At 58.7% G+C, this 16198-nt stretch carries 17 protein-coding genes and 2 pseudogenes; 7 read left to right on the top strand and 12 right to left on the bottom strand.

Going from position 1 to position 16198, the window contains the following annotated elements; all coding sequences use genetic code 11:
* Positions 1–83: 83 nt before the first annotated feature.
* The 3 genes from NLM31_RS06030 (at position 84) to NLM31_RS06040 (ending at position 4291) form a co-directional block, all read left to right on the top strand.
* Complete coding sequence (locus NLM31_RS06030) at positions 84–2180, top strand: DNA/RNA non-specific endonuclease (protein WP_254191772.1); 2097 nt, start codon at positions 84–86, stop codon at positions 2178–2180.
* 141 nt (positions 2181–2321) lie between these two features.
* Positions 2322–3176, top strand: coding sequence for a S1/P1 nuclease (locus NLM31_RS06035; RefSeq protein ID WP_254191773.1), 855 nt, complete (start codon positions 2322–2324; stop codon positions 3174–3176).
* Positions 3177–3190: 14 nt separating this feature from the next.
* The gene (locus NLM31_RS06040) at positions 3191–4291 is read left to right on the top strand and encodes a hypothetical protein (protein WP_254191774.1); all 1101 of its coding nucleotides are present in this window, start codon (positions 3191–3193) and stop codon (positions 4289–4291) included.
* 50 nt (positions 4292–4341) lie between these two features.
* On the opposite strand, the gene NLM31_RS06045 is transcribed toward NLM31_RS06040, so the two are convergent.
* Genes NLM31_RS06045 through NLM31_RS06055 form a run of 3 tightly spaced genes read right to left on the bottom strand, consistent with a single transcriptional unit; the run spans position 4342 to position 6835 of the window.
* On the bottom strand, positions 4342–5133 hold the full coding sequence (locus NLM31_RS06045; protein WP_254191775.1) for a hypothetical protein: 792 nt from the start codon (positions 5131–5133) through the stop codon (positions 4342–4344).
* Positions 5134–5154: 21 nt separating this feature from the next.
* Positions 5155–5775: a hypothetical protein gene (locus NLM31_RS06050; protein WP_254191776.1), complete on the bottom strand. Its 621-nt coding sequence runs from the start codon at positions 5773–5775 to the stop codon at positions 5155–5157.
* Positions 5735–6835: a nucleoid-associated protein gene (locus tag NLM31_RS06055; RefSeq protein WP_254128452.1), complete on the bottom strand. Its 1101-nt coding sequence runs from the start codon at positions 6833–6835 to the stop codon at positions 5735–5737. The genes NLM31_RS06050 and NLM31_RS06055 overlap by 41 nt, the downstream gene beginning before the upstream one ends.
* Positions 6836–7099: 264 nt before the next feature.
* Between NLM31_RS06055 and NLM31_RS06060 the strand changes: the two genes are divergently transcribed.
* Entirely contained in the window at positions 7100–8647 is a 1548-nt protein-coding gene (locus tag NLM31_RS06060; RefSeq protein WP_254191777.1) for a Fic family protein, read from the top strand.
* Between the two features lie 270 nt (positions 8648–8917).
* Positions 8918–9958 (top strand): IS110 family transposase, encoded by a 1041-nt coding sequence (locus NLM31_RS06065; protein WP_254191778.1) that lies wholly within the window; start codon positions 8918–8920, stop codon positions 9956–9958.
* Positions 9959–10300: 342 nt separating this feature from the next.
* Here the strand turns inward: NLM31_RS06065 and NLM31_RS43285 are convergent, their stop codons facing one another.
* From NLM31_RS43285 to NLM31_RS42945, 6 genes and pseudogenes are all read right to left on the bottom strand, one after another.
* Positions 10301–10720 (bottom strand): hypothetical protein, encoded by a 420-nt coding sequence (locus NLM31_RS43285; protein ID WP_375143527.1) that lies wholly within the window; start codon positions 10718–10720, stop codon positions 10301–10303.
* Positions 10721–10786: 66 nt separating this feature from the next.
* Positions 10787–11047: a hypothetical protein gene (locus NLM31_RS06070; RefSeq protein ID WP_254191779.1), complete on the bottom strand. Its 261-nt coding sequence runs from the start codon at positions 11045–11047 to the stop codon at positions 10787–10789.
* 658 nt (positions 11048–11705) lie between these two features.
* Positions 11706–11987 carry a hypothetical protein gene (locus tag NLM31_RS06075; protein ID WP_254128456.1) on the bottom strand — a complete coding sequence of 94 codons (282 nt, stop codon included), beginning with the start codon at positions 11985–11987 and terminating at the stop codon, positions 11706–11708.
* A 303-nt stretch (positions 11988–12290) separates the two neighbouring features.
* Positions 12291–12488, bottom strand: coding sequence for a hypothetical protein (locus tag NLM31_RS06080; RefSeq protein WP_254128457.1), 198 nt, complete (start codon positions 12486–12488; stop codon positions 12291–12293).
* Between the two features lie 31 nt (positions 12489–12519).
* Positions 12520–12771 (bottom strand): helix-turn-helix domain-containing protein, encoded by a 252-nt coding sequence (locus NLM31_RS06085; protein WP_309143721.1) that lies wholly within the window; start codon positions 12769–12771, stop codon positions 12520–12522.
* A gap of 18 nt (positions 12772–12789) precedes the next feature.
* Positions 12790–12903: pseudogene (locus tag NLM31_RS42945) on the bottom strand (hypothetical protein); the annotation flags it as partial.
* A 954-nt stretch (positions 12904–13857) separates the two neighbouring features.
* Here NLM31_RS42945 and NLM31_RS06090 point away from each other — a divergent pair.
* Both NLM31_RS06090 and NLM31_RS06095 read left to right on the top strand, forming a co-directional pair.
* Positions 13858–14046 (top strand): hypothetical protein, encoded by a 189-nt coding sequence (locus tag NLM31_RS06090; RefSeq protein WP_245288299.1) that lies wholly within the window; start codon positions 13858–13860, stop codon positions 14044–14046.
* 291 nt (positions 14047–14337) lie between these two features.
* Positions 14338–14568, top strand: coding sequence for a hypothetical protein (locus NLM31_RS06095; protein WP_254191780.1), 231 nt, complete (start codon positions 14338–14340; stop codon positions 14566–14568).
* Between the two features lie 12 nt (positions 14569–14580).
* Here the strand turns inward: NLM31_RS06095 and NLM31_RS06100 are convergent.
* From NLM31_RS06100 to NLM31_RS06110, 3 genes and pseudogenes are all read right to left on the bottom strand, one after another.
* A pseudogene (locus NLM31_RS06100) lies at positions 14581–14918 on the bottom strand (transposase); the annotation flags it as partial.
* Between the two features lie 113 nt (positions 14919–15031).
* The gene (locus NLM31_RS06105; protein ID WP_309143722.1) at positions 15032–15832 is read right to left on the bottom strand and encodes an IS630 family transposase; all 801 of its coding nucleotides are present in this window, start codon (positions 15830–15832) and stop codon (positions 15032–15034) included.
* Positions 15795–16142, bottom strand: coding sequence for a helix-turn-helix domain-containing protein (locus NLM31_RS06110; RefSeq protein ID WP_254191781.1), 348 nt, complete (start codon positions 16140–16142; stop codon positions 15795–15797). The genes NLM31_RS06105 and NLM31_RS06110 overlap by 38 nt, the downstream gene beginning before the upstream one ends.
* Positions 16143–16198 lie beyond the last annotated feature (56 nt).

Genomic DNA, 16198 nt, shown 5'->3' on the forward strand with positions numbered 1-16198 from the left:
ACAGTGTGGCCGGGCGATGTTCTGGCGCGTGTCGGAGCGATGAATGAAAAATATGTTGCTGGTAGGGCGAGGCCGTGCGGGGCATGGAAATTGACAGGTCGCGATTTAGGCAGATCGTCGAGCAATCGCGCGAAGATCGTGATCGGGTGCGCAGGCTCGTCGACGACAAGCGGTGGCGGGAAGCCGAACCCGACCGAACGCGGATGGCCATGTATACCGCGCGTACCACTCGGCAGACGATGCCGAGGGGCGCGGAAGCAGTGCAGGGACCGGACGATATGCAAGCGTCCTCGTTCCTGCCAGAGGGCGCGACGGCTCGGCGCGCAGTCGGATTCGTCGAATCCACAAACGGTGGCAAATGGACCGCCGGCACCGGGTTCTTGATCAGCCCCACCTTGTTCATAACGAACCAGCATGTCGTGCCGGATGAAAACGCCGCGCTTGCGACGCAAATCACCTTCGATCGGGAGATGGGCGAGGACGGATCGCTCCTGCCGACGACCGTCTTCAGGCTGGCGCCCGAGCGGCTTGCTCTATTCTCGCGCCAGGAAGAATTGGACTACGCCGTCATTGCACTGGGGCAAAGAGTTGCCGGTAACGGCGACCCGCGGGATTTCCGCTACTGCGTTCTATCCGACCGGCCCGACAAGCACGTGATCGGCATGAACATGAACATCGTGCAGCATCCGAACGGGCTGCCGAAGATGATCGCCATCAGGAACAACATCCTGCAGTACCGGACGGAGCGCACGCTTCTGTACGAAACGGACACCGATCACGGCTCGTCCGGGGCCGCGGTGTTCAACGACGCGTGGGAACTGGTGGCGCTTCATCATTTTGGCGAGCCGTTCCTGGAGCGCGTCGACGAAAACGGAAATCGCATACTTGCGAACGTGAACGAGGGCGTGCGGATCAGCGCGATCTACCGTCATCTTTCAGATCGTCTCGGCAGCCTTGATGGGGAGCGCCGCGATCTGTTGCGGGTCGCCCTCGAACTCTCGAAGACGGCGATCGCGCAAACCGGCGGCAAACGGCTCTCGCCGCCGCATCCGTCCAACGAAGCAGAGAGCCTGGTGATCGGTGAGGAGCACGGCATGGCGAATGACGTCGGCGGAAACGAGATCAGGGTAACCATTCCGATAGAGGTCAGCGTTCGTGTCGGCGGCGCCTCCGCACGCGGTGTCCCGCTCGCGCAGGTGCCGACGCCTCAAAAGACACTGGTGCGTGCAGCGGAAAAGATATCGATCGATCAGGACTATTCCAACCGCGACGGTTACAGCCCGCAGTTCGTGCGCGGCGTAACATTTCCTCTGCCGACGCCGGTCGGGAAGCTGTCGCGGCAAATCGCGCCGTTGAGGGCCGGCGAGGCCAACGCGGAGGCCGGTGAACTCAAGTACGAGCACTTCAGCATCAAGATGAACAAGGTTAAGAAAATGGCTTTGTTCACGGCCACGAATATCGATGGCAACCACTTCTTGAACGTCGATCGCAATACTGGGGAGGTTACCGACGGTGCGGAAGGAGAGACCTGGTTCAGTGATCCTCGCATCAGCGCGAGCTTCTTCATCGATCAGACCTTCTACTCGGGGTGGTCTAATCTTTTCGACCGGGGCCATCTGACGCGCCGCATGGATCCGGACTGGGGAAACAAGGAGCAGGCCGAGCGCGCGAATGCGGACACGTATCATTTCACGAACTGCACTCCGCAGCATTTCCGCTTCAACGAGAGCACCAAGTTCTGGCAGGGGGCCGAGCAATACGTCCTCGAGAACGGGGCGATCGCGGAGGAAAGCGCCAACCGCATCTGCGTCTTTCAAGGGCCGATCTTCGACGACAAGATTGATCTGTGGGCCGACGACATCCAGATACCCTCGTCGTTTTACAAGGTGATCGCTTGGAAGCGCAGAAACGGCGTGAAATCCGTCGGGCTGGTGGTCGATCAGCGCCAGCTGCTGTCCGAGCAGCGTCACGGGGGCATTCCTCCGAAGCCGCCTGCATTCGTCGACGTCTCGCAATGGCGTGTCGCCATCAGCGAGATCGAACGCCGAACAAGCCTGGACTTCGGTGATCAAATCAGGTCGGCCGACACATTTGAAACGAAGGATCAGCCGGTCGTCGGCGAGGCGCGCCCGGCGGTTCCGGTCAAGTCCCTATCCGATCTTCTGCCCAAGAACCTGTGATCCAAGCCTTCGGGGGAGCCTATGCTTGATCTATCTGCCAGGAGATCGTGGAGATCATTTGGTAAGAAGGCTGCGGGTATTTTTCTCTGCCTTCTCGCTTTCGTCCCCCACAGCGCGTCCGCGTGGTGGGACGAAGGTCACATGCAGATCGCCTACCTTGCCTACAAGCGGCTCGATCCTTCGATCAAGGATAAGGTCGACGGCCTCCTGAAGCTCAACCCTGATTACCCGAACTGGATAAGCAGTGCGCCGGATCAGGCCTCACGAGCCGTCTATGCTTTCGTGCACGCGGCGACCTGGGCTGACGACATCAAGACCAAAGGAGACTACCACGAAGATCGCATTACAGATGCGACTGCCGGACAGAATGTTGCATATGATAAGTTGAAGCCCGCTTATTGGCACTACAAGGATCTTCAGTTTTCGCCAGACGGCACGTCCCTGCCTACTTCCGATCCGGTCGATGCCGCAAAACAGGTGAAGCTCATCATCGCCACCCTGCCGGCGGCCTCCGGAGCATCGGATCAGCTTCGTGCATACGATCTTGTGTGGCTGCTTCACCTCGTCGGAGACCTTCATCAGCCACTTCATGCGATCGCCAGGTACACCGCAGAACTTCCTCACGGAGATCGCGGCGGCAATTCAGAACTGGTGGTGCCGGCGAGCGGCGAGACGATCGAGCTGCACGCGTACTGGGACCGTATCTTCGGCGGGTATTCATCTGTATTTGGAGCCATGTTCGACGCGGACGACAGGACGGGGCTTGGATCGGTCCCTGTTCCCGCCGGCGCCGAGACCGTGCTCGATCCCGACCAGTGGGCGGCCGAGAGCTTTGAATTGGCAAAGACGTACGCCTATGCGGCTCCTGTCGCAAACGGGGCCGCAGCGGTTTCCCTTACGCGTGAATACGAAACTAACGCGCGCAACGTGGCACGCTCTCAGGCAGCCCTTGCCGCAGCAAGATTGGCAAGAGTGCTCAACGAAACCTTGCGATAAAGATCAGGAAAGCCATGCTTCCGACAATGCGACAAAGACTATACAGCGCGGTCGATCTGATCGACGGATTCAACCCCTTTGACGCGTTAGGCTTTACGCTCACGCGGGATTTCGAAGTCTTCCGCCAGTTCGTATCGGATGGAGGACCGGTGCCGTCTTCTCTGGAAACGCGACTTCTCCAGGCACAGCACGACGCTGAGATTGCCGACGCGCTCAGGAGGTTCCTGAAAGACGTGGATCGCCCGCTCGTCGGATTCATGGGTGGTCATGCGGCCAAGCGGAATTCGCCGGCGTTTGCCGACATCGCCAGGCCTGCCTGGAGCGTTGCCCAGGAAGGCTACCTCGTCGTCACTGGAGGCGGCCCGGGCGTCATGGAAGCCGCACACGTTGGAGTCGCCTTTAGCCGGAACGATATGAGCGACCTGGATCGGGCACTGCAGCGCCTTGCAGGAACACCGGACTACGGCGACTTGGACGATCTCTTCGAGTCCGACGGCCGCGTCCGGAAATCGAAACGCAAGGACGTGGCGGCAGCCCGGGATTGGCTGGCGGTAGCTCTCGAGGTGCGGTCGGCGGCGCCCTCGACGATGCCGTTGAGCTTGGCCATTCCGACATGGCTCTACGGAGCAGAGCCGACGATGCCGTTTGCCACCCACTATGCCAAGTATTTCCAGAACAGCCTGCGCGAGGAGGCGCTCGTCAATAATTCGCGGGCCGGAATCATCTATGGTCAGGGTGGTGGCGGAACGTTGCGGGAGATCTTCGTCGAACGAAACTACTACGCCAAGGATGTCGACAACTTCACGCCAATGATTTTCTTCGACAAAGGCGGCTATTGGCTGCGCGCTGCGACCTATGAGGGAACCACTGTCAGGAGCTACGGCGCGAAGCTCGACGAAGCAGTACCAGACATGCTGAAGTTTGGAATCTGTGCGCGTCTGAAGCCAGACGACGCCAGGTCGTCACTTTTTCTAGAAAAGGTCGCCTTTACAAGCGAGGTATCCATCATAAAGGACGTGCTAGCCAAGCATTCGGGTGTCGCCAGGCGGAACATGACATTTGCACTTGCGGGTGAGCCTCTTAAGGTGCCCACCTTCAGGATGAATAGGGCCTAGGATCGCGCTCAATTGTTTGCAAACTGCCGCCGGCCTTCCTGCCGTCTATATTATGGCGACTTAGCCGGAGGTGGAGGGACTGGAGCTTGACTCGGCGCCGCGCCTGTGGCGCGGCTCGAAGGCGAGGGCGTTACATCGTGCAGCGTGTGCACGCCCGCTGCAACGAGAACTCCAATCAAAAGTATGTAGACCCCAAACAGTACGCCGCGGGTTTCCCGGTAGTTCTTCATCGCTTCCTCGATCGGCGTTTCAGCGATTTCTTCCCGCTCGCGAACGGAGATATAGCTGTAAAGACTTTGCATCCAGCTCCGCCGGGAGGAGGCCTGACTTTGGAAGAACGCGCCATTGATACGCCACTGCAAAACAAAGGATACGCCGATGAACACGGCGGCAGCAAAGTAGAAAAGCGAAGAAACGAGGGTGTCCGAGGTTTTGGCCGCGTCGCCAAAGATTTTTAGTATGAACGGCGCTGCCGAGACGGCTAGGTCGCGCCAAAGCGTTGCTGCGAGATCTTGCGCTCGTTGGGCTACTTTTTGAGTTTCATCAATGACCGTCTTGCGGAGATCAGCGAGCGCTTTCAGCGTCTCGCGACTGGATGATTGGACGTGAGCTTCATAGGCAGCTTTGGCCGCCTCAAGCGCCTGGTCCAAGGTCGTGGCCAGATCCTGCTGAGGACGGCTCGCCCGAGCCAACTCGCCCGAAAAGAGCAGATGGCGTGCCTCGATGTCGGTTCCAGAAAGAAAGACCCAGTGCGCGGCTTCAGTCAGTTGAGCACGAGCATCCGGCAGGGCAGGATCATCAGCCTTGATGCGATAGATCGGAGGCGTCGCTGCTGCTTGCAACCAAACCTGACCATCCTCGAGCTAGGCACGGGAAACAAGACCACCGAGCAATCGGCGGGCAGCCACCGTTTCCCAGGCTCGATACGCGGGCGATGAAACTGCTGGCGCGGCCACGAGCATCCAGGGACCGAGATCGGTAACGACTTCACGATCCGGCACAAAGTCGCGGACATACCCGCTTGGGTCGATCGGGCCGAGAGGGGATTCTGACGGTTTGGGCGGCTGCGCCAAATCCCATGCCGCGACCTCCAATCCTCGCGCGCGAAACCCCTGAGTGGAAGGGAAGTCGGCAATGGCGAGGCGCGGGAGGACAGTCCGTTGCGTCAGATAGTGCGGAACGCCGGATTGGAAGATAAAGAAGACGCAACCCTCGGCGACTGGCTTTCCAAGCGTGATCACCACCTCGCGCGTCGAATCAAAGACGTCACTTGCAACGAGATCGCCACCGACAGCAGGATTATAGACCTGCAATGCCGAGAAGGGGGCCGGGATTTCGTCGACGAATACGAGCCAGGCCGCCTGCGCGTCGGCCGACGGCAGCCGCCCTCGCAAGACGAGAGCATCAACACGCTCGTCCGCCCATGCGCCGTTCGCGACTAGCTCACGAACGCGCTCGACCAGATGTGTTGAGCTCAAGGTCATCGAGTGTGATCTTGTCTTTGATGATGATCTGGCCCTTCTCGCGATCGACCGAGATGACAGACGGCGTCAGGGCCGCAGGAAAGGTCACCTTCACTCCGCTCGCCGTCTCGACCCGACGGTTTCGAGGCGCCGGAATCGCATTCTTTTGCAGCACAAATGATTCGCCCGCCATTCCTTCGCGCTTCAGCCTGGCCTTGAAGTCCGTTACCGCAGGGCTGTCGTCGGGCAGCGGTCCGAAAATGCTCTTGAGCCAATTTTCAGCGCTTTCGCCGTCGACGGATCCACCTGACTGGCTGGCATCGTAAAGGCGTTGCGCGAGATTCTTCATCGCGTCTTGCGGAAGTATGTCTTTGTGCTTTTGCGCAATGTTGCGCGTGACGTCGATGATGGCCTTGGTCAGCTCTTCTTCCGTCCGCTGCCGTCGCACGAGCAGGAACTGTTCGAAATAGGCCGCAGGCCGCTGCGGATTCTGACGATCGACAACGCAGATCTCGTCGCCGTCTTTGCGCAGCTTGACCAGCGCGGCCTTCTGCAAGGCGTTGCGGTTTTGGACGAATGTCCGCTCGATTTCGCCGAAGGTCGGCTTCGGCTTGCCTGAGCGCCCACGGGTGACGTCATAGTCATAGCTGAGAACCTTTTCGTCCTCGAATTTCAACAGCGCAAACAGCCGGCCGCTGGAACAGGACAGGGAGAAGATCAGGAAAGCCCCCACAGCCGTGCTACCTCCATGGGCGTTATTGAAGGCAGTAGCGAGCTTTTCGCTTTCCTCCTGGAAGGTCGCTTTGTCCCGGCTGATGCGCGCAAGTTGTGCCCGGACTGCGGCGTCTTCCAGAAATTCGTATCGGTTTCCGCTGTTAACCGAGCGGACGCGGCCCAAGAAAAAAGGCGCGTGGCGACCGGCATCGAACGCTGTCAGTAGCTGAAAGTGTTCCTCTCCCGGGCCGACGATATGGAAGACGCTCTGATCGATGCGCAGGCTTTCGAGTTCCTGCTCCGTAAGGAAAGCCATAAAACCACCATAGAACAAAAAGAGAACAAAAGCAATTGAGCCAGTCTTCAAGACCAGTTACGCCGCATTCGATGAATTAATCCTGCATTTTGGTCAGTTTCCATCTGGAATTGCACCTTTTGGTACGCCTTTTTGGTGGTTGAGCGACGCGGCGGCCATCGGTTCCCCTCGGTCCACGAGGAAGCAGGCTCGTGAAAACTTTTCATACCTTTTTTATTGCGAGAGCGTTTTTCGTAGCCGAAGATTTGTTTTCAACCTAAGGAGGAGAACGGGAAGGAAATTCACAGTCGAAAGCGCTTTTCAGGAACAAAGCCCATGAAGACAGACTTTTCAGGACCCGTGAATGTTTTTCGTGATCGAAGACTCCCCGAGGTGGCCACTCCGGCTGGCTATGCGGCGCTGATTGACGCCTACGACCTAGCCGTCCCGGTCCCCCGGATCCTTTCCGCCATTGGGACAAAGCACCGGATCATCGAGCATGGGGGATGGCGCATCTTTACGCCACGGCATGCGCCGGACGCTACTCTTGAGGGACACCTCACCTTCGCGCTGAAGAACGAAGGACTGGACCTTGCAATCCTGAAGAGACTTTTCCTCGCCGTGACGGAGAACGAGATTGCTGAGCTTGTGCGGCAGAAACCGACGGGGCTCTACACACGACGTCTCTGGTTTCTCTATGAATGGTTGCTGGAGCGCCAACTTGATTTGCCTGCGGCAGACAAGGTCTCTTACGTCGATGCCGTCGATACAGAACTTCAATACACCGCCTCCGGACAGAATTCGGTACGCCATCGTGTCCGCAACAATCTTCCGGGAACGCCGGGCTTCTGTCCGCTCGTCTTCAAGACGCCGGCACTGACGCAATTTGTTGCGCAGGATCTTAGGGAGCGGGCCCGGGTCGTGGTGAGCCAGGTTCCGAAAGATCTGCTCGCGCGAACTGCCGCCTTCCTTCTTCTCAAGGACTCAAAGTCCAGCTACGTCATCGAAGGCGAGAGACCGCCGCAGGACCGCATCCAGCGGTGGGGCAGGGCCATCGGTGAGGCGGGACGGGCAGCGCTCGATGAGGCAGAACTTTTACGCCTCCAGCGCATCGTGATCGGCGATGAGCGCTTCGTGAAGCTTGGCTTCCGTGCCGAGGGCGGCTTTGTCGGCGAACATGACCGCGAGACGCAAAGACCCATTCCGGACCATATCAGTGCGCGCCCGGAAGACATCGACTCCCTCGTCCGCGGACTGATCGCATTCGATCAGGCAGCGGAGAGCGAACTTGATCCTGTCGTTGCTGCCGCCGTGCTTGCCTTCGGGTTCGTCTACATCCACCCGTTCGAAGACGGCAACGGTCGTATTCACCGATACCTCATGCACCATGTTCTGGCGCGGCGCGGGTTCAATCCCGCCGGGATCCACTTTCCTGTCTCGGCAGCAATTCTCGACAAGATCGGCGAATACAAGGAAGTGTTGGAAAGTTATTCGAATAGATTGCTTCCTATCGTTGAATGGGAGCCGACCCCAAAGGGCAACGTCAAGGCCTTGAACGATACCAGCGATTTTTACCGCTTCTTCGACGCGACGCCGCACTCAGAGTTTCTGTACGAATGTGTGCAGAGGACGATCGAACAGGATCTTCCAAAGGAAACGCGATTTTTGCGAAGCTTCGATACGTTCCGGGCAGGCGTCGAAAACATGATCGATATGCCGGAACGGACGCTTAACAATCTATTTGGATTCCTCCGGCAGAACGAAGGACGCCTCTCCAAGCGTGCTCGCGAAAGCGAATTCTCACAATTGACGTCAGATGAAATCACAAGGATTGAGGAGCTTTACCAAACGGCGTTCGTGGAGGGCTCGGCAATACCTGAGTAGTCGTGCCAGATTGACATCTCGCTCAAGCGAATATCGCTGTCACCTAAGACTGCCGAACACGCGAACAGTGAACGTCCTCGTCGAGAAGCGATCGCAAAAGAAGGCGCTTCCGCAGCAGGGTTTTAAGATTGGGAGGCTATAGTCGCGCCTTCCGCTTGCGCGCGTGCGGCTTTCGCCGCATCGGGCTCTCGTGTTGGGGTGGACGGCCCCCTTCCGCCACACTGCGTGGCAAGATGAGGTCGTCGCTGACCTCAAACGAAGGAGCCGCCTGTGGAAACGATTGTTCGCATCGGTCTGGATACGTCGAAGAGTGTATTTCAGCTGCATGGCGTTGACGGGACCGAGCAGCCGGTCTTACGGCGTAAGTTGAGGCGCGGGCAGGTTTTGGAGTTCTTCAGTCGCTTGCCGCCTGCGCTTGTCGCGCTGGAGGCGTGCGGTGCATCGCACTACTGGGCGCGGGAGCTCCAAGCGCTTGGGCACGAGGTGGCGATGATCCCGCCGCAATATGTCAAACCATATATGCAGCGAGGAAAATCGGACGCTGCAGACGCCGAGGCAATTTGCGAGGCGGCAAGCCGGCCGAAACTGCGTAAGAACTTTGTGCCTATCAAAAGTCCCGAGCAGCAGGGCGCACAGATGCTCGCGCGTGTGCGCAACCAGTTCATCGCCAGGCGGACCCAACTCGCCAATTCGATCCGTGGCTACGCCGCGGAATTCGGCTTTACCGCGCCCAAGGGGCTTTCCCGGCTTCAGCAATTGCTCATCGACATTCGGGCTGACGCGACAGTACCTGACTTGGTGAAGGAGTTGGTAGACGCTTTGGCAACAGAGCTCGCGCGCGTCGATGACCAGATCGCCAAGCTCGACAAGAAGCTCATGCAACTCCACCGGAGTAACGAGATAAGCCGGCGGCAGGCGGCTATCCCGGGCGTTGGTCCGATCGGCGCGACGCTGCTGTCAATCAAGGTCGTGGATGCACGCGGGTTCAAGTCGGCAAGAAACTTTGCCGCCTGGCTTGGCCTGACACCAAAGAATCACTCGACGGCCGGAAAGAACCGGCTCGGCGTGATTACACGCGCCGGCGACGGCATGTTGCGTTCCGTTTTGGTGGCTGGCGCGACGGCTGTGATCGCAGACATGCGCCGACGGGAAAGTCGCTCCTGGCCCTGGCTGAAAGACATCATCGCACGCAAGCCGCCGAAGCTGGTGGCCATAGCGTTGGCAAACAAGCTGGCGCGGATCGCCTGGAAACTGATGGTCAGCGGCGAGCGGTACCGACCCGCAAGCAGACTCATGCCGATGCCGACATAAACTTGAACGAAATGCAGAGCTTGGCGCCAGACCGGCAGGTTTGACGCTGGGGGCGGAACTTGCAGGACAGAAAGAGGTGGTACGTTCGGCGCGAGCCGGTCAGTGAAATGCTCCGCTCGGTTTACCGGCAGAAAATGCCGCTCTCGTGTTTGGATCTCACTGTCCGCGAAGCCCATCTTGGCCGGTGGTCGCAAGACCCGAAAACAGGCCGGACATATGAGCGCAAGCGATCCGAGCATGCTGCCAGAGCCAATCCTTGCAAGTCGGGGACCGTCCACATATGAACCGAGCCGCTGTGCGTCTCGGTAGGGTAGGCGTGGAACACCTCCGCGGAGGATGTCCCTACGCCTCCCCCCAAACCGTGCGGGCACCTTTGCGATGCACACGGCTTTCCATATGCGTATGCTCTCGATTGGAGACGGCCACCCGGCACAACGGGCACAGGACGATCGTCTTGCGCCGCCAACCGGACCGTTTCCAGACTATCAGCGACCCACTCTGCAGGTCTCGCACGCGGCGGAGGTGATGCATCTCGAATGGTCCCGTCGTGCCGCCACATGCTTCGCATGGGCGAGCGTGCAGGCGATCGATTAGGTCATTCGAGTTTATGACCCACCACGCGCCTCTTGTGAGATCGCCAATTCCTTGACTTATCCAAAAGGTTCGCGTGAGGTGCTTCAGTCTCCACAGTTTGATCGTGCGAAGCTTGCTTCGGACTACGGAGGACACCTCGTAATCCGACCCTTTCCACAGACGGGCCATGATCTGTGCCCTCGTCGTTCGATGGTGCAACGCCAGCGTCTTGATGAGGCTGCGGAACACAACGAGCTACAGCACTCCCAAGGCGCGTTTGTTGTCATCGGCAAACGAGTAGTTGTTGGCAAAACCACGGAACTCTGAGTTATAGGCGAACACGGTCGCAGTGTCGCTGGTGACCAAGAACTGCTCACGAGCACGGCCGGTCTTCCTGGCGAGGTCGCCATAGCCATGCCGTTTGCAGAACTCGCGAGCGGCTTCGAGACTCAACGTGTCGGCGTCCGCGGTCGTGAGCGGAGACCGGTGGTCGGGGTGCTCGTTCAGGAGAAACATGGTTCGGCCGATGCTAGCGGTGGGAAGGAGTGCGTGGTTCGCCTTCTTTAACAATAGCACAAGCGCCGTATCCGCTGATGGCGCATCAACTACTCATGGAGCACAGATCATCCTTCTGCTGGGCATCTCCCCTGGCCGATAACCGCATAGTGCAATAAGCAATTTAATCTAAAATGGCTTTCATCGTCGATTGTTGCCGATACCAACAGAAATACCAACAAGCTGACGTGCGGTCTTAGCTTGCAAAAATATTTTCAGCGGGCCTTGGAAGCAGGTCAGGCCCGACGCCGTTCCGGTCTCCGCAATGTCCCGACCGGGAATCCAACCCTGGCCGTGACGAGAATTAGTAAGCGACGAGAATTAGTAAGCGGGGAGGGGCTGGGCTTCGGGGCCAACACTGTTGCGTTGGCGCGAGACCGAGCCAAAAGCGTCTGATCGCGCGCCGCTGAACTGGACGTCCAACGACCAATGCGTGCCAAAGTCAGATGGCGTGCCAATGTCCGACGAGACAATTTAGAAAGACGCAGGGGATTATGGGCTGCAATATTGGCACCGCCGGCGATCACTACGAGATTGCGCTCGATCGTGTCGACCCTACTCAACGAGGAGGGCTCGCTCGACGGCGATGAACCGCCGTATCCTACGCCGATCGGCGGGCCTAATTTGCTCTCGTGTCGACCCTCGGCAGCGAAGCGTGATATTCGTCGACGCTGTCGAGGTCTATCATGGTCTTGCCTCCCATCTTGTAGGCCCTAATCCTGGCGTCGCCGATCAGCTCATAAGCCTTGGTCCTTCCGAATTTGCCATAGCGGCAGCCGTCCTTGAACTCGACGAGCCGGCGGCGATTGTTCTTTTCATTCTCAACCATGATTCCCGCATGTGCTTCGATGATCTCCACGAGAATCAAATAAAGCAGCTCTGAACAAGAAAGGATGTCCATGGCGCGACCTGCGCACCCTGGCGTACAAATCGGATGGACCGGAAGCGCTGTTGCTAGGACGTGCCTGCCATTCCCCGTGCTCGGTTGGGCCTCATTAGGCAAGGCCCGGTGCAACAGAGCCATTCAAACCCATCGCTTTGCAATGCCAGTCGTGGAAGCGACATGAAGCAAGTCGTAGCGCAGAGTGAACAGTTTTGGCGTGATGTAACGACGCAATCGTGATCAAAGCTTTGCAACGCTGGTCGCTGCGCCGGTGCGCAGACATCCGATTGAGCCAATGAAAAAACTGAACCCTCAACGCCTTCAGGTAGGCGACATCATCCTGACGTCGGGCCCGGGCAAGGTGAGCAAAATCCTCGCGGAATTGATGAGATCGGAGATCAGTTGGTCTCTCGTCCCGTCGACCAGATGTGGATCAACATCGGGGAAGCGATGCCGGTGCTCCAGGAGGGTGGCCCGGAGATTGCCGGCAGAGTGGAATGCATGGATGCCGATGATCAATCGGCCGCTCTCTCAGATTTGCGGGACCAGCTCAGCGATAGCTGTGGCCCTTGCGGACCGAGATCTCGTCGATGCCGATCGCGCGGGGGCCCGGCGTGCCAGCGCGCTTGAGCTGGGCCCTCATGTACTGCATCTCCAGCGTCTTGACCGTGTCCCAGTCGAGCTTCAGCTCACGGGCGACATCGCGGATTGATGCCTGCCGGCAGCGGCGGCCAACATAGAATGCAAAGCGTTTGGTGAAGTGCGGATTGTCCGCAAGAAAATCCAGCCCTTCGCGTTTCACGGCGCCGCAACGGCGGCAGGCGACGCGCCGCGCTTCGAATTCCAGAACAATCCGAAATCCCGCACTCGACAGGTCGCGAACCTGCCGCACCCGACGCTCGTACCAGCCGTGCTGGACCCGTCCGCAACAACCGCAAGCCGTTTTTTTGAGCGCCGATCAAGGCGCGCGATCCGCACATTCGGATCACCGAACACACCGCGTACGGTCGCTCTCGCCCGAAAGCCTGCGAACGAATATCCATCCGACAGACGCCGCTGTCGCTTCCCCGATTTGGCCATCGCTCAGCATGCCAAAATCGAGCGGCTGTCCGAGCTTACGAAAGCCCGTATCCACGAGCATTTCCGCCGCTATGATCCCCCAAAATCACCCACTCGATTCCCTGAAGGCCCATCGAAATCTATCGGCCGATGGAATCTGCCATTGCGGCCTGAACGGCACGTTTCAAATTCGATTGCGACCGTCCGACGAAGATCGAGCGCTGCCTCGTCGCGACACTATCTCGATGTCCTTGTTGCATCCGAGCAATCTCAAGTCAAAGTAGCCATCGAAATTTATGACGCAGTAAGACCGAGTGTACCATAGCCAAGCGTGGTTTTGTAGGTTCATAGCGAGCGGCGCCGTGTGAATGCCAACCATTCCTAGTAGGTGCGGCGACCGTCGGAATCTAGCATGCTCAGTCGCCATCAAGCGAGCGGACGCAAGCGAGCGGACGTATGGATTAAATTGCACTCGTTGTTGGATGATTGAAAATGTCGGACACGAGACAACGGCTCAGAGCCGCAATGTTCGAGAAGCTTGAGGCTTGACAGACCTGGTGCGGACGAACAGGAAATCGAAGTCCCGACACGATGAATTTTTGGAATGACACACACAAACACACACGGGCACTTCTTTGCCGGTGCTGCTGCATTTGAAAGTCAAGCGCGCGATGTTGGCATCGCCGATCTCTGTCTGACAGGCCGAACCAACCTTATAGAGAGCGTTGAAGAAGCACGTGGCCATCTAAAGGCCGCATTCTCTGTGGTAGGCCAGTACCTGAAAGTGCGAGCGTATGGCTGCGCAACTTGAGACGAGAGGAGGATTCCGATGTTCGAGGCTAAAGACTATCGCGTGTGTTGCCACCACTTTGTCACCCCAACCGACCGCGCCGTCTACCCGGCGCAGGAGCCCTTACTAACCTACCCTGAGGCCCTCCGGCACGTGCAGGCCGAGCAGGCCAAGGGCTACATGGTGGCCTGGGTCATCGACCGCGCCGGAGCAGGCGCCACGAAATGAGATTGGTGATTCGAACGCGAGCGTTCCCACTGGGCCTTGGTATGTATGGGACTGTTAGGGCTTAGTCCCCGGCAGCATCAGCTATGACCGAGTTGGCTGGCGCATTTTGAGGAACCTGCAGGGCCACCATGTCCGCACGGTGGCCCGGGAATTGCTGATCGACAAGCCGACCGTTGAAGGGATTACGTCCGTTGATGAAGTTGACAAGGCTTTCGGGCCGACAGGCGTTGGTTTTGTCCAGGCCAAGGGAACGAGACGAAAGGGACAGATACGAGTCAAATTGCTGCCGACATGCCGCCATCATTGAACGAGCAGCGGCAAGATTATGCCGAGAAGCTGCACAAGCGCATACTGCAAGAGCCGCTTCCGGAGATCGCGGCCGTCACCGAGATCGAGGCGATGCACGCGGCTGATCTGCCGCAGCATTCGCCGCGAGCCGTTGCCGGTCAGAAATGGCAGCTGCTGCGAACGAAAGCGGAGCCAATCAATGGCCTCTTGCTACCGGAAAGGAGGGCAAGCTGATGCTAGAGGCGGAGCAGTGTCGGTGCCATAGCCGGCGTCCATCAGGACCACGCCGCGCGGCAAGCCCACCGCGCGGGCCCGGCGCAAATGATCAAGTGGAATTGCCGGCTTCGTCTTGATGCTGATGTCGGGAACTCCGGCTTGACGTACACGGTTCGTCACCCACTCCTTTGGTAGGTAGAGCCGATAGGCGCCATCGGCTCGACGCTCTTGCGATCGCATGGCATCATCAGCCCGGTGCAGTTATCGCGAAGCGGTTTGGCTCGTTCCGCATGTCCGATCATGCTCGTAAGGCCGTCAATATATGCCGAAAACCGCGACGCAACGTTCCCCGAGTTTGTCAGACCCATCTCAGCCTCCCCACGCTGGAGTTGAGTCTTCTCAAATATATGATTTCTGTCGACAAGGGCCGCGACACTCTGCTCAGTAAGACTAGGTCTGCGTTTTGGTGGTTCGAATCATATCAAGCGGCCTCGGCGAGCTTGTAGGACCAGGTGTGGATGACAGGATACCGATTGACGTCGTCGATGCCGGCCATGATGCGCTCCTTGAGTTCGTGTTTTGAGGTCAACCGGATGTGGCGCAGGACGGAGCGAGCGAATTTGGAGAAGAAGCCCTCGATGAGGTTGAGCCAGGAGCCGTGCTTGGGCGTGAACGTAAACTCGAAGCGGCCTGCCGGTCGTGTATCGAGCCAGGCTCTGGTTTCTTTCGAGATGTGTGCGGAGTGATTGTCGAGAATCAACTTGATCGCGGTACCGGCCGGATAGGCAGCATCGATAAGTTTGAGGAATTCGATGAACTCGCGGCTGCGGTGGCGGTCTTTGACGAGAGCGTGGACCTTGCCGGTCAGCAGATCGATTCCAGCCAACAAGCTGAGCGTGCCATGACGTCTATACTCAAAATCGCGCGCAAAGGCCGGATAGACGCCTGGCACAGGGGGCAAATCCGGCGCCGTCGTCGCGATCGCCTGGATTCCGGGCTTCTCGTCGTAGGAGACGATCGCCACCCGCTTGCCCGATTTCTTCGACCTGGCTGCGCTCTTCTTCAGGATCTGGACCTCGCGATAGACACACAGGACCTCCGCCATTTTCTGCTCGAACTCGGCATCGCGACGCTCCAGATAGTAGCGCACCTTGTGCGGCTTGATTTCCTCTTGGCCGAGAATCTTGCACACCGTGCCCTGGACCAGGTTGGCAACGCATTGGTGTCCCGCCGACGGGCCATGCTCACGCGCATGGCGTGCCAGCAGCCGCGTCGTCCACAGCTCGTGCGGGTAGCCGTGCTCCTTGGCCTTCGCACGCCAAAGACACCAGCCAGGCCTTGGCCTCCGGCGTGATCACCGGCTCCTTGCCCGGTCGCGGTCGGTCGTCGAGTGCCGCCAGCGCACCATAGGCTACCGCCCGCTCGACGCAGCGCTGAACCGTCTGATGATGCACACCAAGTCTTCGTCCCACGGCAAAGAACGACGGGTTCTCGCGATAGGCCAGCAGCATTGCTGCCCGCGACACCCGGCTCGCCGACTCGGTTCGAGACCGCGAAAGAGCCGTCAACGTTTCAATCTCCTTCTCAGTCATCGCCAACTCGACTGCTTGCCGCCATGTTGCCATGATACCAACCCTCGTTCGGACAA

It is taken from the genome of Bradyrhizobium sp. CCGUVB4N, assembly GCF_024199945.1.
Classification (GTDB): domain Bacteria; phylum Pseudomonadota; class Alphaproteobacteria; order Rhizobiales; family Xanthobacteraceae; genus Bradyrhizobium.